Origin of the sequence: Actinomadura sp. J1-007 (genome assembly GCF_009793335.1) — a bacterium.
GTDB lineage: Bacteria > Actinomycetota > Actinomycetes > Streptosporangiales > Streptosporangiaceae > Spirillospora > Spirillospora yumaensis.
Genome location: NZ_WING01000001.1, coordinates 924,337 through 948,884, shown reverse-complemented (window position 1 = coordinate 948,884; position 24,548 = coordinate 924,337). Strand labels below are relative to the sequence as shown.

The following is a 24,548-nucleotide window of genomic DNA, read 5'->3' as shown; positions in this document are numbered from 1 at the left end:
CTCGCGTTCCCGCGGGCGCGCGGGAGCACACGCTGAGGAGCCCGGAGCCGGTGAAGAAGGGGACGCGCCTTCCGGTGGCGCTGCGCGGGTACGACCGCGCGCAGGTGGACGACCTGCTCGCACGGGTCGCCAAGGCGCTCAACGGCGGACCGGCGCTCCGGGCCGACGACGTGCGCGCGACGAGGTTCGACACCGTCCTTCGCGGATACGAGCCGAGCGCCGTGGACGCCCTCGTCCAGGAGTGCATCAGGGAGTTGCAGGCGGTGGCGCCGATCGGGGAGCGCCCCGGGCGCCCGCGCGTGCATCCCGGCTGGTTGATCAACTGGATCCAGAACGCCCGGTTCTCCGGCGCGGGGTTGCGCACCGGGTACGACGTCCGCGAGGTGGACGCGTTCCTCGACCGCACGATCGCCGGGCTGCGCGGCGTCGCCCCGCCGATCACGGCCCGTGACGTGCGCGAATGCGTCTTCCGGTCGGTGCGGCTGGGCCCCGGTTACGACGAGCAGGAGGTCGACCGCTTCCTGGACCAGCTCGCCGGAGCCCTGGAACGCCGCTGACCTGGGCCCGAACAGCCCGTGCAGCGGCTTCGGAGACGTCCGGGCGGCGAGTTATCCACAGGTCTGATCCGGGGTGGCGTTCGGCGGCGATCCGCGCGACGCTTCGTGACATGGATCACTTCGACGCGCAGCGGCAGCGGCTGCGCTCCCTGTTCGGCGTGTTCTTCGCCCCCGAGGTCATCGGCGCTCTCCTGAGCCTGGCCAGGCCCGCCCTGCGGCTCGGCGGCGAGGGCGGCGTCCCCGTGCGGTTCGGCGGCACGCCGCTCCTCCCTCCGGGCGAGCCGTGGCCCATGTGGGACGGGCGTCCCCTGGCGTTCCTCGGCGCCGTCGACTTCGCGAAGCTGGCGGCCGCGCTCGGGCCCGTCCCCGGCCTGCCCGGCGGAGGTTCGGCCGCCTTCTACTACGCGAACGGCGCCGCACGCCCGTGGGGCGACGACCCGTCCCAGCGTGACGGCTGGCGGGTGTTCGCCGGCGACCTGAGCGAGGTCGAGGCCCCGCCCGACGCGGTGGCCTGCCCGCAATGCCTGGTCGGCGCCGCGCCGTTCCTGTCCCTCCCGTCCCCGCAGGAGCTCGCGGTCCAGCGCCTGGAGCAGGACTACCCCGGCACCCTCGCCGTGTACGAGCAGCTCCACGTGTCCTGGGCGCAGCACGCCTGGCCCGACGACACGCCCGTTCACCAGCTCGGGGGCTGGCCGGCACTGGTGCGCCGCCCCGTCGGCACCGACTGCCTCTACGCCTCGTCCGGCCGCCCCGTCGATCTCCCTGCGGGCGGTCTCGGCGAACTCCCCGAGGAGGAGCTGGCCGAGGCCGAACGGTGGCGCCTGCTCCTGCAACTCGACTCCGATGCCCGCCTCGGCTGGCATTGGGGCGACCCGGGCCGCGTGTACTTCTGCACCCACCAAGACCAGCCGCTCGAACGAACATGGCTGACCGTCCAATCCCTCCAACCAACGTGAGCAACGCGAACCGCGCGAGACGATCCGTTCCTGGCCGTTCCTGGCCGCTCATGGTCGTTCGTGGTGATGGGCGAGGAGCGATCGAGGGCGAGACAGGGGTGGGTGGCGTCTATGGGTGGCCGCGATGTGAGGAGTCAGGGCCGTGTGCGGGACGTCAGGACGTATGCGGTGCCGACCGCCAGCGACCAGAGGGCGAGATGAAGCGCGATCGGAGGGAAGTCGGAGACGAACTCGGTGGCGCCGTGGTTGCCGGCGCGCAGCCATTCGATCATCGGTACCGACAGCCAGGAAAGGGAACCGAGCCCGAGAAGGAGCGCGGCGGCCACGCCGCCGAGGAGGGCCAGCAGCGAAACGCCGGCGTCCGGAATGATCGCGCGGCTGGTCCAGGCGCCCAGAAGCGTGGCGGCGACCGCGACGAGCAGTCCGAGGGCGGTACCGGTCAGCATCGCGCCGCCGCCCACTCCGGCACCGGGGGCATACGCCAGCGGTGCCGCGAAGGCCAGCACCCCGAGCCCGATGTTCACCGCGTACGCCGCGAGGAGGCCGGCCCACACGGGCGTGGTCCGCCCACGCGCCGCGGTCGCAGACAGGGCACGCTGCTCGTCCGGCTGGGTGTCCAGGAGCGCGCGGGCCGTCCACGCCCACACGGGGAACATGAACGCCGCCACGTCACCGAACGAACCGACCGCCAGCCTTGTCCGATCGATCCCGCCGGGCTTCTGGAGGAGTACCAACATCATGATGAGGAGTACGACGATCACCGGTTGCAGCACCCGCAGCGAGCGCACGTACCCCACGATCTGGAACCGTGCCAGGGCGATCACGTGTCCCGCCTCCGCACCTCGTAGCCGTCCGCGCGCAGCTTGTTCTCCAGCGTCTCGACCTCGTCCAGCGGCACGGAGACCTCCAGCAAGGCCATGCCTTCCTCCTGTTCGACCGCCGCCATGGGCCGGACGCCGTCCTCGGCGGTGGTTGATTGTGTCGCGGGCAGGAGCGTCGCGGTGGTGTCGGCGACGCGGACGCGGGCCACTCCTGGGAGGGCTTCGATGCAGCGTTGATGGTCGCTGACCACGATGGTCGTGCCCTGTTCGGACAGGTCGCCGATCAGGGTCGGAAGCGCGTCGCGGGTCGCGGCGTCCAGGCCGGCGAACGGTTCGTCCAGGATGAGCAGGCCCGGGTCATCGAGGAGGGCTTGGGTGAGGCCGACCTTCTGCGCGCTGCCTTTGGAGAGTTCCGGTAGGCGTGTGTCGAGGAGGTGATCGAACGCCAGTCGTTCGGCCCATGCGGCGATGGCAGTGCGCGCGTTCGGGATCTTGCGTATGGCGGCCATATGGCCGAGGTAGGCCCGCACGGTGAAAGGCTGGTCGACCGGGAAGCGCTCTGGTGCGTAGCCGACGCGTTCAGGGCGGTCGGTGATCGTCCCGCGGGTGGGGGAGCGAAGCCCGGCGATGACGCGGAGGAGCGTAGATTTCCCCGCGCCGTTGTGGCCGGTCACCTCGGTCACCGTGCCGGGAGGCAGCGCGAGGTCGACGTCCTGGAGAACCCACGGGGCCCTCCGGTGATAACGGAAGGCAACGTTGTCCAGCCGCATAGGCTACGGACGGTAGCGGCCCATGGGTAAAGGCGACGTTAGCCCGAGACACTCGGTGGTGACCGGACCGTAGGGGGCCGCGCGGGGGCGTGCGGGGCCGTGCGGGGGTGCGCGGGGCCGTGCGGGGCAGTGCGGGGGGCGTGCGGGGGCGTGCGCGACCGTGCGGGAGCCGTGCGGGGGCATGCGGCGCGGTGCGGGGTGCGGTGCGGCGGGTGTGTGGGGCCGTGCGGGGGCATGCGGCGCGGTGCGGGGTGCGGTGCGGCGGGTGTGTGGGGCCGAGCGGGGTGTGCGGGGCAGTGCGGGGTGCGGTGCGGCGGGTGTGTGGGGGCGTGCGGGGCCGTGCGGGGTGCGGTGCGGGGGCCGTGCGGGGTGGTGCGGGGTGCGGTGCGGGGGCCGTGCGGGGTGGTGCGGGGTGCGGTGCGGGGGCCGTGCGGGGTGGTGCGGGGTGCGGTGCGGGGTGCGGTGCGGGGGCCGTGCGGGGTGGTGCGGGGTGCGGGGTGCGGTGCGGGGGCCGTGCGGGGTGGTGCGGGGTGGTGCGGGGTGCGGTGCGGGGGCCGTGCGGGGGGCGTGCGGGGGGCGTGCGGGTGGTGCAGGGTGTGGTGCGGTGGGTGTGTAGGGCGCGCGGGCGGTGTGGGGTGCGGTGCGGGGGCGGTGTGGTGGGAGTGTGGAGGCGTGCGCGACCGTGCGGGGGCGTGTGGGGGCGTGCGCGACCGAGCGGGGGTGGTCCGGTCACCGTCCTGCGCATCGAGACCATCGAGCCGTTCTCCCCGCGCGAGCGGGGGGCCGGGTGATGCGTGATGGCGTCGCGTACGGGTGCCGTTCTCCCCGCGCGAGCGGGGGTGGACCGGGGACGAACTGGTCGAGCATCCTCGCGCTCGTGTTCTCCCCGCGCGTGCGGGGGCGTGCGGGGGCGTGCGCGCCGGAGGCAGGGAGCGCTGGTGGGAGAATGCCGCGCATGAGTGATCCGGTGTCGGGCAAGCCGTGTGTCTTCTGCGAGATCATCAAGGGGGAGCGGCCCGCGTACGTGGTGCTGGACGAGCCGGACGCGGTGGCGTTCCTGGACACGCGGCCCCTGTTCAAGGGCCACACGCTGCTGGTCCCGCGCGAGCACTACGAGACGCTGACCGATCTGCCCGCTGAGCTGGTGGGCCCGTTCTTCCAGCTTGCGCAGCGTCTCGCTGGGGCGATGGAGTCGACGTTGGACGCCGCCGGTTCGTTCGTGGCGATGAACAACCGGATCAGCCAGAGCGTGCCGCACCTGCACGTGCACGTGGTGCCCCGTAACCGCAAGGACGGCCTACGCGGGTTCTTCTGGCCGCGTGGGAAGTACGAGTCCGACGCCGAGGCGGCCGACTACGCCTCGCGGTTGGCCGAGGCGATGACCGTTCAAGGGCGATGACCGTTCAAGGGTGAGGACGTTCCCGGGATTTCGGTCGCGGTGTTGGGATCCGTCCAATCCTGGCCAGAGCCTCGGCGTTGGCCCACTGCCTGGGGCGGGGTGGGCTGTAGCGCTCAGCGTTGCTTGACGGTGCTCGGTGCCGCTTGGCGGTGCGTGGTGCGCTTGGCAGTGCGTTTAGCAGTGCGCTTGGTGTGCCTGATGGTGCTGGGTGCTGGGTGCTGGGGGTGTGGGGGCTTGGCAGTGCTCGCTAGGTATTCGAAGGATGCTCGGAGATGGTCTTGCGGGGGGGGCGTGGGTTTGTGGGGGGATGTCGCTTCTTGGAGCGCGGAGGCGGCTGTGTTTCGGTAGTGGAGTTGGGGTCATCTGGCTCAGCACGCGCCTGTGGGAGCCGGCGTTGAGGGATCGGGGCCGGAATCGGCCCGTCCGACGCAAAATATTTCTTGCAGGATGGGGTTGCGGTTGGCCATTTACTCCACGCCGGGTGGGGGCCGTCTCGTTGAGCGTGTCGTTCTAGTGCTGAGTGTGGACGGTATGCGTCGGGACTAGGTGGAGTTCTTCTGTCGTAACAGCTTTCTATGGGAATCTGTGCTGTTGTGTCAGGGGGCGGCCGGGGGGCTTCGGGGATCGCAAGGGTATTTGTGAAGGGTGGGCAGGAGTGTTTCCTCTGAAGGGGGTGATCGCTTGGTTGGGAGGAGGGCGGCGCGTCTGTTGTCGGCTTGGAGGTGGGCTGGGCGTCTCGCTTCCGGTCGTGTCAGCGGTCGCGGGGGAGTCGTGCTGACGTTCCGGAGGGGCGGGGGTGAGGAGCCTGCTATTTTCACGGGCCGAGGGGCGTTGGGGTGCGGTGAGGTATCTGCTGGCTCGAAACGTTGAGGGTGTTGGGCAATCCGCAAAGTGCGTGTCACGTAACGGGTGAGCTGGCGGTGCTGTCGAATGGGCGGAGTCGAGCCATGGCGACGCTCATAAAGGAATTGAAGGTCGCGTCTTCCATGTAGAAGGGAGTGGAACCGTACTGGGGGATGGGCGAGTGCTGCGCAAACTGGATTAGGGCCTTATTTTTCGCGCTCTCATGTGCACGGGACGCTGTGGCTTGGATCTAAACCGTCGCTGTCGCATCTGGGCGCGCCAATGTCTTGTGACTCGTTCACTTGCTCTACTCGCCCCTGGTACGACACTTCGCGAGCATCTCCCTCTCCGCCCCCACGTCCTCGCCCACGACTCGCGCTGCCGGGGCTGTCTGCTCCTAACCCGCACACGCCTGCTCGGAACGCAGTGGTGTGTTCGTTGCTCCTTGTTTCACACCTGGCTCTGCCTTGATTGGGGCCGCGCCAGCGAGCACCAAGGGGCACAGCATTCACGTCATTCACACCGTTCGCTTATGTGCAGCATCTCTCCAGCCGTTTGGCGGCGCGGCACCACCTGGATTGTTCAGCAGTACGTCCTCGGTGGGGCTGTGGGGCGGTTGCGGTCTGGGGGGCGCTGGTATTGACGGTGTGTCTCAGGGTTGCCGCGTGGGTGAGGGGGTGTGGGGGCAGAGGAGAGCTTGGGTGGGCAGGAGAGGGCTGGGGAGTGGGACCTTGGGGCGAGGGCGAGGGCGAGGGCGAGGGCGAGTGTGAGCGCGGGTGCGGGGGTGAGGGCGAGGGCGGGGGGTGGAGGCGGGGGGTTTGGGCGGGGGTGAGGGGGCGCCCGCGGGGGCTGGGCGGGCGCGTGGGGAGGGGGCCTCAGCCTAGGGCGGCGATGACCGCTACGTAGGGTTCGGCCTCGTCGGCGTCGGTGGGGATACGGGGTGCGGTCCGTTCGGAGGCCGCGGCGTGCTCGTACAGGTCGCGTTCGGCCCTGTCCAGGGCGGCCGACAGTACGTACTGGGGGACCGTCCAGCCGATCAGCTCGGCCGCCCTCCGGATGACGAGGTTCTGCTCCTCGGTCGTCCGGAACTCGATGGGATCCTCGGTGGCGGGAAGGTCCTGGCGAACCGACTCAGACATGGCCGGTCTCCTTCCTTGCAGCATCTAGAAAATACGCCGGAGCGCGTTGATGCCGCATCCCCACCAAGAAGGAGAATATTGGGCTGTTTCGTATGAGACATGCCCATTCCTGCTTCGAATGGGCCGAAAAATCAGCGGGTGCCCCAGGAGTAGGTCTGCTTGCGCAGCTTGAGGTAGACGAAGCTCTCGGTGGAGACGACGCCGGGGACGGCGCGGATGCGGCCGAGCAGGCGGAGGAGCTGCTCGTCGTCCTCGCAGACGAGTTCGAGGAGGACGTCGAACGAGCCGGCGGTGATGACGACGTAGTCGATCTCCTCGACGGCGGCCAGCTCGTCCGCGATGCGCTCCAGGTCGCCCTCGCACTTGACGCCGATCATGAGCTGGCGGGAGAAGCCCAGCATGAGGGGGTCGGTGACGCCGACGATCTGCATGACGCCGGTGTCCAGGAGCTTCTGGACGCGCTGGCGGACGGCGGCCTCGGAGAGCCCGACCGCCTTGCCGATCGCCGCGTACGAGCGGCGGCCGTCCTGCTGGAGCTGCTCGATGATCTGCTTGGCGGTCTCGTCGAGCTGGACGGCGAGGCGCCGGCGGTCGGTCATCGTGGGTCTCCTCGCTGCGGCATCGTGATTGTGAAGTGTGTGGGCCAAGGGAATTCGTCGTGAAATTCGATCGTAACAACGGAATCACTTGTCAGGCCCCGGAACCTCTGTCAGGGTCGGGCGTATGGGACAGATCGGGCGGCGGCCATAGGGAGGGTCGATGACGACCGGCGACGGCAGGATCGGGCTGCGCAACTTTATCGGCGGGGAGTACGCCGACGCGAAGGACGGCCGGACGCTGGAGGTGGTCGATCCCAGCACCGGTGAGGTCTACGCCGAGGCCCCGGTGTCGGGCGCCGAGGACGTCGACGCGGCGTTCCGCGCGGCGGCGGACGCGTTCCCGGGCTGGCGCGACGCGACGCCGTCGGAGCGCAGCCTCGCCATGCTGCGGTTCGCGGACGCGGTGGAGGCGCGCGCCGACGAGCTCGTCCGGCTGGAGAGCCGCGACACCGGCAAGCCGCTGCGGCTCACGGCGGAGGAGGAGGTGCCGCCGATGGTGGACAACCTCCGGTTCTTCGCGGGCGCGTCGCGGGTGCTGGAGGGCAAGGCGACCGGCGAGTACCTGGCCGGCCACACCTCGTCGGTACGGCGCGAGCCGATCGGGGTGTGCGCGCAGGTGACGCCCTGGAACTATCCCATGATGATGGCGGTCTGGAAGTTCGGGCCGGCGCTGTCGGCGGGCAACACCGTGGTGGTCAAGCCGTCCGAGACCACGCCCGCCAGCACGCTGCTGCTCGCGGAGATCGCCGCCGGGTTCCTGCCGCCCGGGGTGTTCAACGTCGTGTGCGGCGACCGCGACACGGGGCGGGCGCTCGTCGGGCATCCCACGCCGCAGATGGTCTCGATCACCGGGTCCGTACGGGCCGGGATGGAGGTGGCGGCGACCGCGGCCGAGGACCTCAAGAAGGTGCACCTCGAACTCGGCGGCAAGGCGCCGGTGGTCGTGTTCGACGACGCCGACGTGGCGTCCGCCGCGTCCGGGATCGCGGAGGCCGGCTACTTCAACGCCGGGCAGGACTGCACGGCCGCCACGCGGGTGCTCGTCGCCGAACGGCTCGCCGACGACTTCACCGCCGCGCTCGCCGAGGCCGCGCGGGGCACCGCGGTCGGTCCGCCGAGCGACGCCGGCGCGTACTACGGGCCCGTCAACAGCGCGGGCCAGCTCGCGCGGGTGCAGGGCTTCCTCGACCGGGCGCCGGACCACGCGCAGGTGCTGGCGGGAGGGCGGCGCGTCGGGGAGCGCGGCTACTTCTACGCGCCCACGGTCGTCGGCGGGCTCCGCCAGGACGACGAGATGGTGCAGGACGAGATCTTCGGGCCGGTCATCACGGTGCAGCGGTTCGAGGGCGAGGAGCAGGCCGTGCGCTGGGCCAACGGCGTCAGGTACGGCCTGGCCGCGAGCGTCTGGACCCGCGACCACGGCCGCGCGATGCGGATGAGCAAGGCCCTCGACTTCGGGGCCGTCTGGGTCAACACGCACATCCCGTTCGTGTCGGAGATGCCGCACGGCGGCTTCAAGCACTCCGGCTACGGCAAGGACATGTCGATGTACGGCATCGAGGACTACACGCGGATCAAGCACGTCATGCACTACATCGGCTCCTGAGCCGTCCCGGCCGAGGCCCGCGGCGCCTGCGGGCCGGTGCCCGGTCGCGGCGTCTCGGCTCCCTGCGGTATACCGGTTCGTCCCATCCCGTCCGGAACGGCCTCCTCCGCGGCGTTCCCGTCCCCGACCTCGTAAGGAACCCCCATGACCGAGACCAGCCGAGCGGAGGTCCGCGAGGACCCCGGGCGGCCCGACGCCGCGGTCCCGCGATCGAGCTGCGCGGGGTCGGGAAGACCTTCCAGTCGTCCGGCGAGAGCGTGGCGGCCGTACGGGAACTGGACCTGGAGATCGCGCAGGGGAGTTCTTCTCGCTGCTCGGGCCGTCCGGGTGCGGCAAGACCACGACGATGCGCATGATCGCGGGGTTCGAGGAGCCGACGGCGGGGGTGGTCAGGCTGCTCGGGCGGGACGTGACGGGGGTCCCGCCCAACCGGCGCGACGTCAACATGGTGTTCCAGTCGTACGCGCTGTTCCCGCACATGAGCGTGTTCGAGAACGTCGCGTTCGGGCTGCGGCGCAAGGGCGTCGCCAAGCGCGAGATCGCCGAGCGGGTCGGCGCGATGCTGGAGATCGTCGACCTGGCGGGGCGGGAGCGGCGGCGGCCCGCCGCGCTGTCGGGCGGGCAGCAGCAGCGGGTCGCGCTGGCGCGGGCGCTGGTCAACCGGCCGCGCGCGCTGCTGCTGGACGAGCCGCTCGGCGCCCTCGACCTCAAGCTGCGGCAGGCGATGCAGGTCGAGCTGAAGCGGATCCAGCGGGAGGTCGGCATCACGTTCGTGTACGTGACGCACGACCAGGGCGAGGCGCTGACCATGTCCGACCGGATCGCCGTGATGAACGACGGGGCGGTCGAGCAGCTCGGGACGCCCCGGGAGATCTACGAGCATCCGGCGACGCGGTTCACCGCCGGGTTCATCGGCACCTCCAACCTCCTGGCGGGCGAGGTCACCGAGGTCGTCGGGGAGCGCGCCGTGCTGGCGTACGGCCCGGACGGGCGGATCGAGGTGCCGCTGCGCGGGGGGCCGGGCGTCGCGGCGGGGGAGCGGCTGGAGCTGACCGTGCGGCCGGAGAAGATCGGCATCGGGACGGACGCGCCGGGCGGCGGCCTGTGCGGCGTGCGCGGCACCGTCACCGAGGTGGTCTACCTCGGCACGTCCACCAACTACAACGTCACCACCGCGACGGGCGCCGACGTGGTGGTCTTCCTGCAGAACGCCACGTCCGCCGACGACATCGCCGTCCGCGGGGACGGCGTGTGGCTGTCGTGGGACCCGCGCCACTCCTACGCCATTGGAGCAGCCAAGTGAACGACGACCACGCCGCGCCGCCGCGCGGCCTCCCGCGGCCCCGGCGCCGCGACGTGCTGCGGATGGCGGGCGCCGCCGGAGCCGGGCTGGCCCTCGCCGCGTGCGGCGTGGAGGGGCGGGGCGGCAAGGAGAAGGTCAGCTCGGACGACGTCCGGGAGTACTGGCGCGGGAAGGCGCGGACGGGCCGCCTGAGCTGGGCCAACTGGCCCGGCTACATGGAGGACGACCGCGCGACGCTGAAGGCGTTCGAGAAGGCGAACGGCGTGAAGGTGACCTACAAGGAGGTCATCCAGGAGAGCGCGCCGTGGTTCGGCAAGATCCAGGCGCCGCTCGCGGCCGGCCAGTCGATCGGGTTCGACCTGATGGTCATGACCAACGGCATCCAGCTGGAGAAGTGCCGCCGGCTCGGCTATCTCGCGCCGCTCGACCACGCCCGGCTGAAGAACTTCGCGGCGAACGCCGGGCCGGGCTTCAAGAACCCGTCGTACGACCCGGGCAACGCGTTCACCGTCCCGTACGTCTCGGGGATCACCGGGATCGCCTACAACACGCGGTACGTCAAGGAGGAGATCACCAGCATCGCGCAGCTCTTCGACCGGAGGTACAAGGGCAGGGTCGGGATGATGAGCGACTCCCAGGAGCTCGGCAACTTCGGGATGTTCGCCGTCGGCGCCGACCCGGAGAAGTCGACGCCCGCCGACTGGGAGAAGGCCGCGGCGAGGCTCCGGCGGCAGCGCGACGACGGGATCGTCCGCAAGTACTACACGCAGGACTACATCGACGCGGTCAGCAAGGGCGACGTGTGGCTGACGATGGCGTGGTCCGGCGACGCCTACAGCCTGGCCGGGCCGGACGTGGAGTTCGTCGTGCCGAAGGAGGGCGGCACGATCTGGACCGACTGCATGTGCATCCCGAAGACCGCCGAGAACCCGGTCGACGCGCTGGCGCTGATGGACTGGCTGTACGACCCGGCCAACAACGCGCCGCTCACCGAGTTCATCAACTACATCACGCCCGTGCCCGCCACCAGGCCGATCATCGCGCGGGACGCGGCGGCGGCGACGGGCTCGGAGCGCAAGGACCTGGAACGGCTGAGCTCCAGCCCGCTGGTCTTCCCGTCGGCGGCCGACCTCGGCCGGCTCAGGCACTACCGCAGCCTCACCCAGGACGAGGAGGCCCGCTACCAGAAGATCTTCGAGCCCATCGCCAAGGGCTCCTGATGACCGCCCACGAACCCCCCGCGACCCCCGACCCGTCCGGCGGACCTGGCGCGGCTGGTGGCAGAGGGGCCGGGCGGGGGCGGCTTGCGCCTTATCTGCTCGTTCTGCCGTCCGGGTTGTGGTTGCTGGCCTTCTTCGCGGTGCCGATGGTGCTGATGGCTTCGCTGTCGTTGCAGACGGGGAACCTCATCGACGGGTTCCGGCAGACGTTCCACTGGGCCAACTACTCCGACGGGTTCAGCACGTACGGCGACAAGTTCGCGCGGTCGCTCTGGTACGGGCTGCTCGCCACGGGCGCCTGCATCGTCCTCGCGTACCCGGCCGCCTACTGGATCGCGTTCCGCGGGGGGCGCAACAAGTCGACGTACCTGTTCCTCCTGCTGCTGCCCTACTTCGTGTCGTTCGTTCTGCGGACGGTCTCGTGGAAGCTGGTGCTCACCGACAACGGGCCGGTCCTCGGGCCGCTGCGCGACCACGGGCTCCTGCCGGACGGCTTCCATGTGCTCGACACCGGGTGGGCGGTGGTGTCGGGGCTGACCTACAACTTCCTGCCGTTCATGGTGCTGCCGATCTACGTGGCGCTCGAACGGATCGACCCGCGCGTGGTGGAGGCGGCCCGCGACCTGTACGCGAGCCGGCTCCAGTCGTTCGCCCGGGTCATCCTGCCGCTGTCGCTGCCCGGCGTGTTCGCGGGGGTGGTGATGACGTACGTGCCGGTCTCCGCCGACTACGTCAACGCCGAGGTGCTCGGCGGCCCCCGCAACACCATGATCGGCAACGTGATCCAGTCGGAGTACTTCGACAACAGCGCCTACCCGGTCGCGTCGGCGCTGTCGTTCTCGCTGATGGCGATCCTGCTGCTCGGCATCTTCGCCTACGCGCGGACCCTCGGCACCCAGGACGTTCTGGAGGCGGCGCGCCGATGACCACGACCACGACCCGTGCGCCCGCGGCCGAGGCGGGCCCGGCGGGACGCCGGCGGCGCCGGTTCGCCGGGAACGGCCTGCGGATCTACACGTTCCTGCTGATCGGGTGGCTGCTGCTGCCGATCGCGGTCATGATCCTGTTCGGGTTCAACGACACGCACGGCAAGCAGAACTTCCGCTGGGAGGGGTTCACGCTCAGGTGGTACGCCCACCTGCTCGACAAGGAGGACCTCACCACCGCCGTCGTCAACTCGCTGACGATCGCGCTGCTCAGCACCGCGATCACGACCGTGCTCGGCACCCTCGCCGGGCTCGCGCTCGGCCGGTACCGGTTCCGGGGCAAGGGCGCGACGAACCTGGTGCTGTTCATGGCGATCTCGTGCCCGGAGATCGTGATGGGCGCGTCGCTGCTGTCGATGTTCGTGACGTTCAACCTGCCGCGCGGCTACCTGACCATCCTGGTCGCGCACGTGATGTTCTCGATCGCGTTCGTCGCCGTCACCGTGCGGGCGCGCGTGGTCGGGCTGGACCCGGCCGTGGAGGAGGCCGCGCAGGACCTCGGCGCGGGGCCGTTCACCCGCTTCCGGCTCGTCACCCTTCCGATGATCATGCCGGGGGTGCTGTCGGGGGCGCTGCTGGCGTTCGTGCTGTCGGTGGACGACTTCGTGATCACCAACTTCACCAGCGGCGCGACCGTCACGTTCCCGCTGTGGATCTACGGCTCGACCCGCACCGGGACGCCGCCCCAGGTCAACGTGATGGGCACGCTGATCTTCGCGGTCGGCGTCGTCATCGCCGTGCTGTCCGCCCGCCGCGGCCTCCGCCGCCGGTGAGGCCCGGCCGGGACGGGCTTTGCGCGCGCGTGGGGCTCGCTTCACGGGCGCGCGGGGAGGAGACCGACGTGAACGTGGCGCAAGCGCTCGCCGACGCCGAGCCCGTCCCGTACTGGCTGGCGGACGCCGCGCTCCCCGAGCCGCGGCCCGCGCTCGCCGGGCCGGTGGCGTGCGACCTCGCCGTCGTCGGCGCCGGGTACACCGGGCTGTGGACGGCGCTGCGCGCCAAGGAGCGCGACCCGTCCCTCGACGTCGTCGTGCTGGAGGCCGACCGGGCCGGCGGGGCCGCGTCCGGACGCAACGGCGGGTTCTGCGCGGCCAGCCTCACCCACGGGCTCCGCAACGGCATGGACCGGTGGCCGGACGACATGCCCGCCCTCGAACGCCTCGGCCGCGACAACCTGCGCGCCATCGGCGACACCCTCGCCCGGCACGGCGTCGACGCCGAATGGGAGCCGACCGGCGAGATGAGCGTCGCGACGGAGGAGTGGCAGCTCGGCGGGCTCGCCGAGGAGTGCGAACTGGCGCGCGTGCTCGGCTGGCGGCCCGTGCTGCTGGACGGCGCGGCGGCGCGCGCCGAGGTCGGCTCGCCCACCTACCTCGGCGCGCTGTGGGACCGCGACGCCGTCGCGATGGTGCATCCCGCGAAGCTCGCGTGGGGGCTCGCCGCGGCGTGCCGTTCGCTCGGCGTGACGATCCACGAGAACACGCGCGTCACCTCGCTGCGGGACGCGGGCGGCGGGCGGCTGCGGCTCGGCGGCGCGTACGGCTCGGTCACCGCGCGGCGCGTCGCCCTCGGAACGGGCGTGTTCCCGCCGCTGCTGAGGCGGCTGCGCAACTACCTCGTCCCGGTGTACGACTACGCGCTGGTGACCGAGCCGCTCTCCGCCGAACGGCGCGCCGCCGTCGGCTGGCGGCACCGGCAGGGGCTCGGCGACAGCGCCAACCAGTTCCACTACTACCGGCTGACGTCCGACGACCGGATCCTGTGGGGCGGGTACGACGCGGTCTACCACTACGGCAACGGGCTGCGGCCCGAGCTGGAGCGGCGGCCCGCCACGTTCGCGACGCTCGCGCGGCACTTCCTCACCACGTTCCCGCAGCTCGAAGGGGTCCGGTTCAGCCACGCGTGGGGCGGCGTCGTCGACACGTGCAGCCGGTTCTGCGCGTTCTACGGCACCGCGCACGACGGCCGGCTGGCGTACGCGGCGGGCTACACCGGGCTCGGCGTCGGCGCGACCCGGTTCGGCGCCGACGTCATGCTCGACCTGCTCGGCGTCGGCCTCCCGCCCGGCGAGCGGACGGAGCGGACGGAGCTGGCGATGGTCCGGTCGAAGCCCGTGCCGTTCCCGCCCGAGCCGCTGCGGTACGGCGTGATCGAGCTGACCCGCCGCGAGATCGCCCGCGCCGACCGCAACGGCGGTCGGCGCGGTCTCTGGCTCCGCGCCCTCGACCGCATGGGCCTCGGCTTCGACTCCTGACCCCGGCGCGACCCGCGCGCGTCAGGTGAGGGCGGCGTAGGCGGTCGTCCAGAAGTCGTTGTAGACGGGGCTCAGCGGCGGGTAGCCCATGCGCGGCGTCAGGAGGATGCCGGTGAAGTCCTCGGCGGGGTCGTTCCACCAGGAGGTGCCGAGGCCGCCGTCCCAGCCGTACCGGCCGGGCGTGGAGCTCAGGGCGTCGCGGCGGGTCACGATCGACACGCCGAAGCCCCACGTGGCCGCGCCGCCGAACGCGTCGGCCTGCTGCTCGGGCGTGAGCTGCCCGGACGTCATCAGCTCGACGGACGCGCGCGACAGGATCCGCTCGCCGCCGTACGCGCCCTTGCCGAGCAGCATCCGCGCGAACGCCAGGTAGTCGTCCGCCGTCGAGACGAGCCCCGCGCCGCCGTCCTCGAACGCGGGCGGGCGCGCCCACGGGCTGTCCTCGGGGCCGTCCATGGGCGAGCCGTCCTCGCCGTACTGGGTCGTGAACCGCGGCAGGCCGCCCGCCGGGACGGTGAAGCCGGTGTCGGCCATGCCGAGCGGCTCGAAGATCCGCTCCCGCAGGAACGCGCCGAGCGACCCTCCGGTGGCGCGCGCGATCAGCACGCCGAGCACGTACGAGCCGGTGTTGTAGAGCCAGCGCTCGCCGGGCTGGTGGACGAGCGGCAGCGAGCCGAGCCCGGCCATCCACTCGTCCGGCGTGAGCGCCGCGTCCGGCGCCGGGGGCCCGTACCCGAGGAGCCCGAGCGCGTGCGCCGCCTCGTAGACCGGGTACCCGAACGCCTCCGCGTCGAGGATCATGCCGGTGCCGAGCCGGAAGTCGAGCAGGTCGCGGACCGTGATCGCGCGCCGGGCGGGGACGGTGTCGTCGACCGGGGCGTCCGGACGGCTCAGCACGCGCATGTCGGCGAGCTCGGGCAGCAGCCCGGTGACGGGGTCGTCCAGCCGCAGCACGCACTCCTCGACCAGGACCATCGCCGCGACCGCCGTGACCGGCTTGGTCATCGAGCTGATCCGGAACAGGCTGTCGCGCCGCATCGGCGGCCCGCCGAACGCCTGGTCGCCGAGCGCGTCCGCGTGCACCTCGCCGCCCCGCGCGAGCAGCGCCACCAGCCCCGGGACCGTCCGGTCCCCGACATGGGAGGCCAGCACGTCGCGCATCCGGTCGAGCCGTCCCTTGGAGAATTCGCTCATGTCCGTGCAGACCTCGGCGGGCGGCCGAACTCATCGGTCCGGACGCGGGTGGCGCGGATCGCGGGCGCGGTCAGTCCGGCGACTCGTCGGAGGCGCCGAAGATCACCGACGACACCTCCAGGTAGAGCTGCTCCGGGTACGGCATGAAGCCCACGTTGCGCAGCGCCTGCTTCTGCCCGGCCGACTCCATGACGAACTCGCCGTACCCCATCATCCGGCCCAGCACCGAGCGCTCCAGCGCGATGTCGGTGACCTTGGCGAGCGGCATCATGGCGACGTTGCGGTTGAGGACGCCGTTGATGACCATCACGCGGTGCTCGGTGACCAGGAAGAACTCCAGCGACCAGGCGATGACCTTCCAGACCAGGAAGCCGAGCGTCAGCAGCCACAGCCACCACACCCAGATGATCCCCGCGAACGCGCCCGCCACCGCGCACACGACCAGCCCGCCGACGGCGACCGCCACCGGCAGCAGGAGCACCGCGGGATGGCGGCGCACGGCGATGACGCGTCCCTCGTAGGACATCAGGTACCGGTCGACGGTCCGCGACCCGGCGTCGCGGAAGACCATCATGTCCTGCATGTTCATGGCGGCGTCCTCGTCATGATCCAGTGACCTCAACCGTAGCCGACCGCGACCCCCGCGCGCAGGGCCCGCACGGTGCCTCCACCGGTACGCCGGGGTGGCCGCGGCGGCCTTGTGCGGGCGGGGCGGGCACCAGATGATGTTCGTCATGGACGGCGCGCGGGAGCCCGGGACGGGGCCGCAGGGCGGCCCGGCGGGCTGGCGGGGGCCGCAGGGGGAGTTCTCCCCGGACGTGACGGGACGCCCCGTGTGGCGGCTGCTGGTCCGCGGCCTCGGCGTCTACCTGCCGGGCTGGACCGTGCCCGGCGGGGCGCTGCGCGTGTCCGCGGACGCCCCCGGCCCGGACGGGTTCGGGCCGCCCGCGTTCCTCGACGGCCCCACCGGGTTCGGCCTGCACCTGCCCGAACGGCGCAGGGGCCTGGAGCCCGACCGGGAGATCTACGTGCGCGGCCGCGAGGACCCGAGCTTCGGCATCGTGATCGCGGGCCCGTCCGCGGCGATCGGCAGCCGGGTCGTGGACGCGGCGGGGCTCGTGCGGTTCGCGCGGCGCCTGACGTTCGAGGAGCTGTTCGACGCGGGCGACGCCGACTCGGTGCCGTACGCGGTGCGCGCGGCGCGGGCCGTGGAGAACGTGGTGTTCCTCGACCGCGCGGCGGGCGTCGGCCTGTGCGCGGAGGCCGACCCGCTGACCGGGGCCGTGCGGTGTCCGGTGTTCGTGCGCCTCGGCACGCCCGCCGACCGCTCCGTCCGGGCCTACGGCGTCGCCGCCCAGCCGGTGAGGTCCCACAGCTGATGCGTCGGCAGCCGCCGGAGCCGTTCGGTGGCGGCCGACGGGTCCCAGAACACCTCGTCGCTCTCCAGCTCCAGCGACTGGCCCGCCGTCAGCACGGCGCACAGGATCTCGTCGCGCGTGCGCACGGCCATCAGCGGGCCGATCTGCGCGACCGCGCCGCTGCTCTCGTAGAGGGTGCGCAGCAGGGCCTTCAGCGCCGCCTCGTCCTCCGGCGCGCGGACGGGGCCGACGCCGGGCGGCAGGCGCGGCGGCTCGCCGCGCCCGAGGCCGCCGCGCGGGAGGCTCGCGCCGCCGTTGCGGGGCAGGTCGGCGCCGGTGGAGATGAGCAGCGCGGTGAACGCCCCGAGAGGTCCTCGGCGCGCTGCCCGCCGAGGAAGTAGCGGCGCCGGTCGGGCGTGCCGGGCGCCAGCCCGTCAGGCCCCTCGACCGTGCGGAACCGGACGTCGAGGCGGCTCGCGCGGACGCACCGCTCGTACATCTCGGTGAGGATGTCGTCGAGCTGGTCGTCGCGCGTCCACAGCCGCCCCGTCGCGGTCACCGCGGCGCCGTCGGCGTCCGGGCGGGGACGGCCCGTGAGCGCCGAGGCGACCGCGTCGTCCAGCTCGCTCTCGGTGTACTGGAGCAGCTCGGCGACGACGTCCTCGACGTCCTCCAGCGTGCGGGTGAGGGTGCGCTGGAGCTCCAGGATCTCGCCGCCGCTGCGCTCCAGGTCGGCCAGCCGGTCGAGCGCGGTGTCGACCTTGCCCTCGACGGCCGCCGTCCCCGCGCGCCGCACGGCCTGCACGGACGTCTCGACCTCGGTCAGCTTGCGGCGCAGCGCGGCGAGCGTGATCCGCTGCTGCTCCAGGTCCTGGAGCCGCCCCGCCTGCGAGCGCAGGAACCCGTCGGCCTGGTGGACGAGCCCGGCCAGCTCCTCGACCTGCCCGCTGTTGTGCCGCAGCCGCGAGTCGAGGGCCGGCAGCACCTCGCGCTTGACCTTCGACAGCTCGGCGGTGAGCTGCTCGCCGACCGTGACCAGCACGCTGTTCTGCTTGGTGACCTGCTCGTTCAGCTCGTCGATGCGGCGGACGAACGCGCGCGCCTGGTCCTTGCTCTGCTTGCCGGCGTACAGCTCCAGCGCCCCGACCACGACGCACATCACCACCAGGATGACCGTCGTCATGGCGCTCCTTGAGGGGGTCGGCCAGGGGGCCGCTGGTTGCCGGAACGGGTTTTGATCGCGACCATAACTTACGATCACGCGCGCCGACCGGCACTTACGTAACCGCCTGATCTCAGTGACCGACCGGTCTTATCCGTGCCGCGCGTCCCCGCGCCAGCACCGGGCCGACACGGGGCCGGCGCCGGGCCGCGCGCCGTCCGGCGGCCCCTCAGTCGCAGCCCTCGAACTGCGGGACGGTCGTGGTGATCTTGAGGTCCGTCCGGCCGAACGACGCGCGCAGCAGCTTCACGGCGGTGCCGTCCTGGTACATCCCGGTGATCGCCTTGTTGACCGCCTCGCAGCCGTCCACGTCGCCGCGCCGGACGCCGATGCCGTACGGCTCGTCCGAGAACGGCGCGTTGACGAACCGCAGCGGCTTCCCGCCGCGCTCGGCGGACCGCGCGGCGAGCCCGGCGAGGATCAGGTCGTCGGTCGAGACCGCGTCGAGCGAGCCGCTGGACAGCAGGTCGAGGCAGCCCTCGTAGCCCTTGGCCTCGACCGGGTCGGCCGCGACGCCCCGCTCGTCGTGCACGCGCGGGAACGACACCGAGCCCGGCACCTTGCAGAGCGCCCTGCCCTTGAGGTCGCGGACGTTCCCGACCGACGCCGCGTCGGACGCGCGGACCAGGATGTCCTGGTGCGCCACGTAGTAGGGCCCGGCGAACGTCACGCTCCTCTTGCGCTCGGGCGTGATCGAGTAGCTCGCGACGACCATGTCGACGTCGCCGCCGTCGAGCATCTTCTCGCGCGTCGCGGACGAGACCTCCTTGAACTCGACGTTCCCGCGCGGCACGCCGAGCCGCTTCGCGACCTCCCGCGCGACGTCGATGTCGAAGCCCTCGTACCCGCCGCGCCCGTCGCGCGCGCCGACGCCGGGCTGGTCGGGGTTGACCCCGATGACCAGCTCGTCCTTCGACGCGACGGAGTCCTCCCCTGCGCCCGCGACGCCGCACGCGCCCGCGGCCGCGACGGCCGCCGCGGCCAGCACGGCGCCCCCGATCCGGCGTGCTCGCATCGTCCGCTCCCTCCTCACGCCACCGCCCCCGCCGCCACCGATGCTCACCGGTACTCCGTCAGCCGCGGGCGCACGCCGAGCAGCACCAGCGCCGCGATGACCAGCCCGGCCACCGGCAGCACCGCGTACCAGCCGCTCGTCCCGTCGTCGGCCTCCGCGACCGCCCCGTCGAACGCCGTCCGGTGGATCGCGACCAGCTCGTTCAGCGACGCGTCGTAGGCGGTGAACGCGCGCGCGGACGCGGCGCGCGCCGCGACCGCCTGCGCCCGCTGCCCGGACGAGGCCAGGTTCCGGATCGTCCGGTCGTCGCGCTGGTAGCGGCGCCAGTCGTCCACGACTTTGGCGAACGCCCGCGGCTGGCCGGGCAGCGAGGAGTGCGCCCGCTCGTCGCCGAGGAACCCGAGGATCTTCGGCCGCTCCTCCTGCGCGCTCTTCTGCAACGCGTCGTTGTACGCCTTCAGGTTGCCCGCGGCCAGGTACAGCACGGACTGCGACTTGCTCAGGAACACCTGCTCGTAGGTGTCGGCGCGGTCCGGGTCGAGCAGGAACCGCGTCTGGTCGGCGTTCGCGCTCACCCCGATCGCGCGCGCCCGCGACAGCGCGAGCATCGAGTCGAAGCCGTCCTCCTTGGCCTTGCGGAGGTGGTCGGTCTGCCCGGTCAGCACCACGCCCGCCGCCGCCGTCAGCGCGAGCGCGCCGAGCGTCGCGACCGCGAGCGCCGGGTTCAGCAGCCGCCGGAACCGCGCCGCCAGGTAGAGCTGCAAAGCGACCAGCACGATCAGGAGCAGCGCGCCGACGCCGAGCGTCCACGCCCGGCCGGTCTGCACCGCCGACTTCTTCGACTCGTAGGTGTGCCGGACGAGCGTTCCGTTGTCGAGCGTCAGGTTGTACGCCTTCGGGAGCAGGTCCAGCTTCATCAGGTCGGTGGCCTGCCGGTACAGCGTCATCGCCTCGTCGCGGACGGGACCCGCCCCGCGCTCCGACCGCTGGTCGGTCAGCAGCGCCTGCCCGGCGAGCCGCTCGTACCGGACGAACGCGTCGAGCAGGTCCCGCGCGGTGGCCTCCTCGGTGCCCTTCTCCGCGCCCTTCTGGGTGCTCTTCTCGGTGGCCTCGTCGGCGAGGTTGGCGGCCTTCAGCAGCGCGTCGCCCGCCTTCCTGCGGTCCTGGTCGTAGCGGGCCAGCGCCTGGTCGCGGCCCGCGCCCGCGCCGTTCAGCAGCGCGTTGGCGAGCTGGGCGTCCATGTCGGTGAGCTGGAAGTACAGGTCGCCCGTCGTGACCACTTGGGGGCCGGCGTCGTGCCCGATCACGCGGACGCCGTCGCGCGCGTTCGCTATCGCCGACCACGCGATCGCGAGCACCGCGACCAGCACCAGCACGGCCGCGCCCGCCAGCGTCCGCACACGGCCCGAGACCGTACGGGGCAGGAGCCGCGCGACGCCCGTCGGACGCCGCGCCGCCGCGCGCCGCTGGAGCTCCAGCCGCGACGGGCGCGCGACGCCCGCCGCGCCCGGCGCGCCGTTCTGGGCGGGCTGCGCTCCGGTGCCCGCGCCGTTCTGGGCGGGCGGGCCGTTCGGCGGCGGGGCGGCGGGCGGGCCCGCCGGCGTCCCCTGGGGTACGACCGTCATGTCGCCTCGCCTCTCCTGAGCGTGATGGTGGTCCAGGCGCCCACATGGATGCGGTCGCCGTCGCCGACCGGGACCTCCACGTTGAACGGGATCGGCACCGTCGTGCCGTTCAGGCAGGTCCGGTTGGTGGAGCCGGGGTCGACGAGCCGCCAGCCGCCGTCCGGCGCGGCCATCAGCACCGCGTGGGTCTTCGACACCCCCGGGTCCTCCGGCGGCTCCCGCAGGTCGATCTCCGGGGTCCCCGTCGAGCTCCGCCGTCCGATCCGCACCTCCCGCCCGACCAGCGGGATGCGCCGTTCGGGGCAGTAGGGCGGGAACGGCAGCTCGGCCTCCGTCCGCTGGCCCTCCGCGAGCATCGTCCGGTAGTAGTCGCGGTCGGCGTTGACGACGGCCACCCACCCCGTGCCGGGAGCCTGCGCCGCAGCGCCGCCCACGGGCGGTGAGCCGGGCTGGGGCGGGGCGGGCGGGTACGAGCCGGAGCCGCCCGGCGGCGCCAACCCGCCGGGCACGCCCGGAACCGGCGACGCGGGCCCGCTGGGGACCGGCCTCGGCGGTCCGCTCGGCGGCCGGCCGGTCGTACCGCTCGGTCCGCTGGGACCGCTCTGCGGCGGTGCGCTCGGACCGCTCGGGCCGCTGCTCGGGCCGCTGGGCGGTGGGGCGCTCGGGGCATGGCGGGCGCGGGGCCCGGCGGCGCGGGCGCAGGCGGGGGGCCGGACGGCGGCGGCGCGGCGGGCGGAGGGCCCGCCGGAGGCTGCCCGGGGGTGGGACGGCCGCCGCCCGTCGCGAAGTCGTAGCCGCACTCCTCGCAGAACCGGTCGCTCGCGGGCGTGCCGCAGTCGGGGCACAGGGTGCCGCCCGCGCCGGACGGCATGAGCTGCGTGCTGACGCCGCCGGACGGGCCCGTGCCGCCGGTTCCCGGCCCGGAGGGCGCGCCGCCCATGCGCTCGCCGCAGACGTCGCAGTAGTCGGTGGACGCGGAGGCGTGCCCCGCGGGACAGGTCGCCATGCTCAGCCCTCGCCCTTGCGGGTCCGGACGGTCTTGGTGGAGATCGTGTCGAGGCCCATCTCGTCGGCCTTCTCCACGTTGCGCTTGAGCCGGACGGTGCCGGTGGCGAGGTCCACGACGTCCACGACCTTGCGGAGCTGCGTGGTGATCTCCTCGTTGCCCGCCTCCTCGGCGAGCACGACGGCGCGGCCGAGGCGGGAGGTGGCGGTGTCCAGGTCGCCGTCCTTGCGGGCCTGGAGGCCCTCCTGGATGACCGCGGCGAGCTCGGCCTGGCCGGTGTAGTGCGCCACCCGCGCGTTGATCTTGGTGGACTGGGCCTCGTCGTCGGTCCACTGCGCGAGGACGTTGCCGGTGGCGAGCACCTGGTCCTCCTGGCCGGGGCCGCCGGGGACCACGAGCTTGACCCACGCGGCGCGCAGCTCCTTGCCGATCTCGCCGGGCGGCACCTCCACGCCGATGTGGTAGTCGCGGCTCTCGGCGCCCCACGCGCCGAGCGGGTAGTCGCCCGCCTGCGGGCTCACGTCCGTGCGGCGGCCGGTCAGGTCCTCGACGGACGGCATGACCTGCTTGACGAAGCGCACCTTCGCGGTCTGCGGCGTCTGCACGCGCAGCGCGACGTCCGCGACGGCCTTGCCCATCGCCGCCTGCGTCATCGCCTGGAAGTCGGCGATGAGGTCCTGCGGGTCGGCGACCAGGCCGACGCTGCCGAGCAGCGCGGACGACACCTTGCGCAGCTCGGCGACCTCCCAGTCGGTGCCGACGCCGCGGCAGTCGCACACGAACCGCCCGCCGCAGCGGAACAGCACGGCGTCGAGCTCCTCGGCGGTCTCGTGCTGGTTCTTGCCGTCGGTCAGCAGGATGGCGTGCCGGATGCCGTCCTGGTGGGCGTCGAAGAGCTGGTCGGCGAGCCGCAGCCACGCCCCGATGGCCGTCCCGCCGGACGCCTTGAGCCGCGACAGCGCCTGCTTGGCCTGCGCGCGCGAGGCCGCGACGGCGGGCACCAGCGCGGGCTGCGGCGGGTACACCATCGAGGCGGTGTTGGCGCCGGAGACGACCGCGAAGTTGACGCCGTCGCGCAGCGTGTCGATCGCGACCTGCGCGGCGGCGATCGCCGCCCGGAGCTTGGTGTCGGGGTACGACATCGAGCCCGAGGTGTCGATGATGATGACCTCGGCCGCGGCCGCGGGGGCCGCCGCGAGGGCCGCGCCGGTCGCCTCGACGGACACGATGGCGTGCACGTCGCGTCCGCCGTCCGGCAGGTACTTGTTCTGGTCGACCTTGATGCTGAACTGCGGCTGCTCGCTCATCGGTCATGCTCCGTGCTCGAAGGGTCGGGTGGCGAGGCGGGGGAGGCGGGCGGGGCGGCGGAGGGGGCGTCCTCCGCGCGGGCCGGGATCGGGATCACCGCGACGGTGATGTTGTCGCGCCCGCCCGCGTCCAGCGCGTGCCGGACGAGCGTCCGCGCCGTGCCGAGCGGGTCCGCGGCCGGGCCGGACGCCGGGTCGCCGACGAGCGCCGCGAGGTCGGCCGCGCGGGGGAAGTAGTTCCACAGGCCGTCGCTGCACACCAGCAGCGTGCCGGGGCCGTCGGGGGTGAACGTGCGCACGTGCGGGCGGACGTCCTCGGCGTCCCCGCCGAGCCACGCGGTGATGACGTGGGCGTTCGGGTGCGCCTCGGCCTCGGCCTCGGTGAGCGCGCCCTGCGCGACCATGATCGCGGCCCACGAGTCGTCGTCGGTGAGCTGCCGGGACGGGCCGAGCGCCAGGATGTCCGCTGTGTCCAGGTCGGCCGTGTCGAGCGGCCCGCTCGCCGCGCCGCCCCCGGCTCCGTCCGCGTCCTCGTCGTCCGCGGTGAGCTCCGCCATGCTCAGCTCGGCGGTGTCCGGGCCGTCGCCGTCCGGGCCCGCGGGCCCCGGCGCGGCCCCGAGAGCCAGTAGGCGCGGCTGTCGCCGATCCAGCCGACGGTCACCGAGTCCGGGCCCGTCACCGCCGACACGTACGTGCACGACGGCGACTCCGACGGGGACGGCGCGAGCGCGGCGACGGCGGCGGCGGCCTTGAGCGCGGCCTCCCGCGTCGCCGCGGCCGGGTCCTCGCCCGCGTCCAGCCGCGCGACCAGGTCGGCGGCGCCGGTGTCGGCCGCGGCGCGCGAGGCGTCCTCGGGGTGCGGGGACGAGCCGACGCCGTCGCACACGACGGCCGCGATCCCGTTCGCGTGGGCGGCCATGGCGAGCGCGTCCTCGTTGCGGCTGTACCGCTTGCCGCGGTCGCTCGCGCCCGCCGCCGCGGGCGGGTCGCCGCCGGACGCGGACGGGACCTCCAGCTCGACGTGGTCGCGTTCGGCGGGCTGGCGGAGGCCGCACGTCTCGCAGTAGCCGTCGGCGTCGATCCGGGCGCCGCCGCATCCGGCGCACACCCGGGCGGACGGGCCCGGGGCCGCGGGCGCGCCGCCGGAATCCGGCGCGGGACCGTTGCCGAGACGTCCGCCGCACGCCTCGCAGAAGTCCTCGCCGGGGTAGACGACCTCGCCGCACGTGGGGCAGGCCAGCTCCGCCGGCTTCGTCCCGCCCTGCGCCTCCGCGCCCTGCGCTTCTCCGCCCTGCGCTTCTCCGCCCTGCGCTTCCGCGCCGTGCCCGTTGACGTCGTGTTCGTCCACGCTGTGCTCATCCACGTAGG

The 24,548-nt window shown here is 72.9% G+C and carries 23 protein-coding genes and 1 pseudogene; 10 read left to right on the top strand and 14 right to left on the bottom strand.

Translation table 11 applies throughout. From position 1 onward, the window contains the following. The first annotated feature begins 50 nt into the window (after positions 1-50). Together GEV43_RS53595 and GEV43_RS04260 are read left to right on the top strand one after the other, a co-directional pair. The gene (locus GEV43_RS53595; RefSeq protein ID WP_160819563.1) at positions 51-557 is read left to right on the top strand and encodes a DivIVA domain-containing protein; all 507 of its coding nucleotides are present in this window, start codon (positions 51-53) and stop codon (positions 555-557) included. 110 nt (positions 558-667) lie between these two features. Further along, positions 668-1,513 (top strand): DUF1963 domain-containing protein, encoded by an 846-nt coding sequence (locus GEV43_RS04260; RefSeq protein ID WP_160819562.1) that lies wholly within the window; start codon positions 668-670, stop codon positions 1,511-1,513. A 134-nt stretch (positions 1,514-1,647) separates the two neighbouring features. Here the strand turns inward: GEV43_RS04260 and GEV43_RS04255 are convergent, their stop codons facing one another. Then, positions 1,648-2,337, bottom strand: a complete 690-nt coding sequence (locus GEV43_RS04255) for a hypothetical protein (protein WP_160819561.1) — start codon at positions 2,335-2,337, stop codon at positions 1,648-1,650. After that, entirely contained in the window at positions 2,334-3,104 is a 771-nt protein-coding gene (locus tag GEV43_RS04250; RefSeq protein WP_160819560.1) for an ATP-binding cassette domain-containing protein, read from the bottom strand. Before GEV43_RS04250 ends, GEV43_RS04255 begins: the two co-directional genes overlap by 4 nt. Before the next feature lie 955 nt (positions 3,105-4,059). Here GEV43_RS04250 and GEV43_RS04245 point away from each other — a divergent pair. Then, the gene (locus GEV43_RS04245; RefSeq protein WP_309239443.1) at positions 4,060-4,503 is read left to right on the top strand and encodes an HIT family protein; all 444 of its coding nucleotides are present in this window, start codon (positions 4,060-4,062) and stop codon (positions 4,501-4,503) included. A 1,718-nt stretch (positions 4,504-6,221) separates the two neighbouring features. On the opposite strand, the gene GEV43_RS04240 is transcribed toward GEV43_RS04245, so the two are convergent. Together GEV43_RS04240 and GEV43_RS04235 are read right to left on the bottom strand one after the other, a co-directional pair. Next, positions 6,222-6,485, bottom strand: a complete 264-nt coding sequence (locus tag GEV43_RS04240; protein WP_160819559.1) for a DUF1778 domain-containing protein — start codon at positions 6,483-6,485, stop codon at positions 6,222-6,224. Between the two features lie 131 nt (positions 6,486-6,616). Then, the gene (locus GEV43_RS04235; protein WP_160819558.1) at positions 6,617-7,084 is read right to left on the bottom strand and encodes an Lrp/AsnC family transcriptional regulator; all 468 of its coding nucleotides are present in this window, start codon (positions 7,082-7,084) and stop codon (positions 6,617-6,619) included. A 160-nt stretch (positions 7,085-7,244) separates the two neighbouring features. Between GEV43_RS04235 and GEV43_RS04230 the strand changes: the two genes are divergently transcribed. The 6 genes and pseudogenes from GEV43_RS04230 (at position 7,245) to GEV43_RS04205 (ending at position 14,453) form a co-directional block, all read left to right on the top strand. After that, on the top strand, positions 7,245-8,690 hold the full coding sequence (locus GEV43_RS04230) for a gamma-aminobutyraldehyde dehydrogenase (protein WP_160819557.1): 1,446 nt from the start codon (positions 7,245-7,247) through the stop codon (positions 8,688-8,690). Between the two features lie 209 nt (positions 8,691-8,899). Beyond that, positions 8,900-9,993: pseudogene (locus tag GEV43_RS04225) on the top strand (ABC transporter ATP-binding protein). Between the two features lie 62 nt (positions 9,994-10,055). Then, positions 10,056-11,213 (top strand): spermidine/putrescine ABC transporter substrate-binding protein, encoded by a 1,158-nt coding sequence (locus GEV43_RS04220; protein WP_160824294.1) that lies wholly within the window; start codon positions 10,056-10,058, stop codon positions 11,211-11,213. A gap of 116 nt (positions 11,214-11,329) precedes the next feature. Further along, entirely contained in the window at positions 11,330-12,139 is an 810-nt protein-coding gene (locus tag GEV43_RS04215; RefSeq protein WP_241682781.1) for an ABC transporter permease, read from the top strand. Next, entirely contained in the window at positions 12,136-12,972 is an 837-nt protein-coding gene (locus GEV43_RS04210; protein WP_160819555.1) for an ABC transporter permease, read from the top strand. Before GEV43_RS04215 ends, GEV43_RS04210 begins: the two co-directional genes overlap by 4 nt. A 68-nt stretch (positions 12,973-13,040) precedes the next feature. Then, complete coding sequence (locus GEV43_RS04205) at positions 13,041-14,453, top strand: FAD-binding oxidoreductase (protein ID WP_160819554.1); 1,413 nt, start codon at positions 13,041-13,043, stop codon at positions 14,451-14,453. Between the two features lie 21 nt (positions 14,454-14,474). On the opposite strand, the gene GEV43_RS04200 is transcribed toward GEV43_RS04205, so the two are convergent. Continuing rightward, the gene (locus tag GEV43_RS04200; RefSeq protein WP_160819553.1) at positions 14,475-15,647 is read right to left on the bottom strand and encodes a serine hydrolase; all 1,173 of its coding nucleotides are present in this window, start codon (positions 15,645-15,647) and stop codon (positions 14,475-14,477) included. Positions 15,648-15,717: 70 nt separating this feature from the next. Then, positions 15,718-16,236, bottom strand: coding sequence for a PH domain-containing protein (locus GEV43_RS04195; RefSeq protein ID WP_241682780.1), 519 nt, complete (start codon positions 16,234-16,236; stop codon positions 15,718-15,720). A 145-nt stretch (positions 16,237-16,381) separates the two neighbouring features. Here GEV43_RS04195 and GEV43_RS04190 point away from each other — a divergent pair, with 145 nt between their 5' ends. After that, the gene (locus GEV43_RS04190) at positions 16,382-17,026 is read left to right on the top strand and encodes a hypothetical protein (RefSeq protein WP_160819552.1); all 645 of its coding nucleotides are present in this window, start codon (positions 16,382-16,384) and stop codon (positions 17,024-17,026) included. Here the strand turns inward: GEV43_RS04190 and GEV43_RS49400 are convergent. The 8 genes from GEV43_RS49400 to GEV43_RS54585 form a co-directional block, all read right to left on the bottom strand. Further along, entirely contained in the window at positions 16,987-17,157 is a 171-nt protein-coding gene (locus GEV43_RS49400) for a hypothetical protein (RefSeq protein ID WP_241682779.1), read from the bottom strand. The genes GEV43_RS04190 and GEV43_RS49400 overlap by 40 nt on opposite strands. Positions 17,158-17,216: 59 nt before the next feature. Then, the gene (locus GEV43_RS04185) at positions 17,217-18,188 is read right to left on the bottom strand and encodes a hypothetical protein (RefSeq protein ID WP_241682778.1); all 972 of its coding nucleotides are present in this window, start codon (positions 18,186-18,188) and stop codon (positions 17,217-17,219) included. Positions 18,189-18,396: 208 nt separating this feature from the next. Then, positions 18,397-19,242, bottom strand: a complete 846-nt coding sequence (locus GEV43_RS04180) for a glutamate ABC transporter substrate-binding protein (RefSeq protein ID WP_160819551.1) — start codon at positions 19,240-19,242, stop codon at positions 18,397-18,399. A gap of 44 nt (positions 19,243-19,286) precedes the next feature. Then, positions 19,287-20,867 (bottom strand): hypothetical protein, encoded by a 1,581-nt coding sequence (locus GEV43_RS04175; protein ID WP_160819550.1) that lies wholly within the window; start codon positions 20,865-20,867, stop codon positions 19,287-19,289. After that, positions 20,864-21,376: an FHA domain-containing protein gene (locus tag GEV43_RS47860; protein WP_309239441.1), complete on the bottom strand. Its 513-nt coding sequence runs from the start codon at positions 21,374-21,376 to the stop codon at positions 20,864-20,866. The genes GEV43_RS04175 and GEV43_RS47860 overlap by 4 nt, the downstream gene beginning before the upstream one ends. Before the next feature lie 499 nt (positions 21,377-21,875). Continuing rightward, positions 21,876-23,180, bottom strand: coding sequence for a VWA domain-containing protein (locus tag GEV43_RS04165; RefSeq protein ID WP_160819549.1), 1,305 nt, complete (start codon positions 23,178-23,180; stop codon positions 21,876-21,878). Then, positions 23,177-23,737, bottom strand: a complete 561-nt coding sequence (locus GEV43_RS04160) for a PP2C family serine/threonine-protein phosphatase (RefSeq protein WP_160819548.1) — start codon at positions 23,735-23,737, stop codon at positions 23,177-23,179. Before GEV43_RS04160 ends, GEV43_RS04165 begins: the two co-directional genes overlap by 4 nt. Before the next feature lie 2 nt (positions 23,738-23,739). Next, entirely contained in the window at positions 23,740-24,543 is an 804-nt protein-coding gene (locus GEV43_RS54585; protein ID WP_160819547.1) for a protein phosphatase 2C domain-containing protein, read from the bottom strand. Positions 24,544-24,548 lie beyond the last annotated feature (5 nt).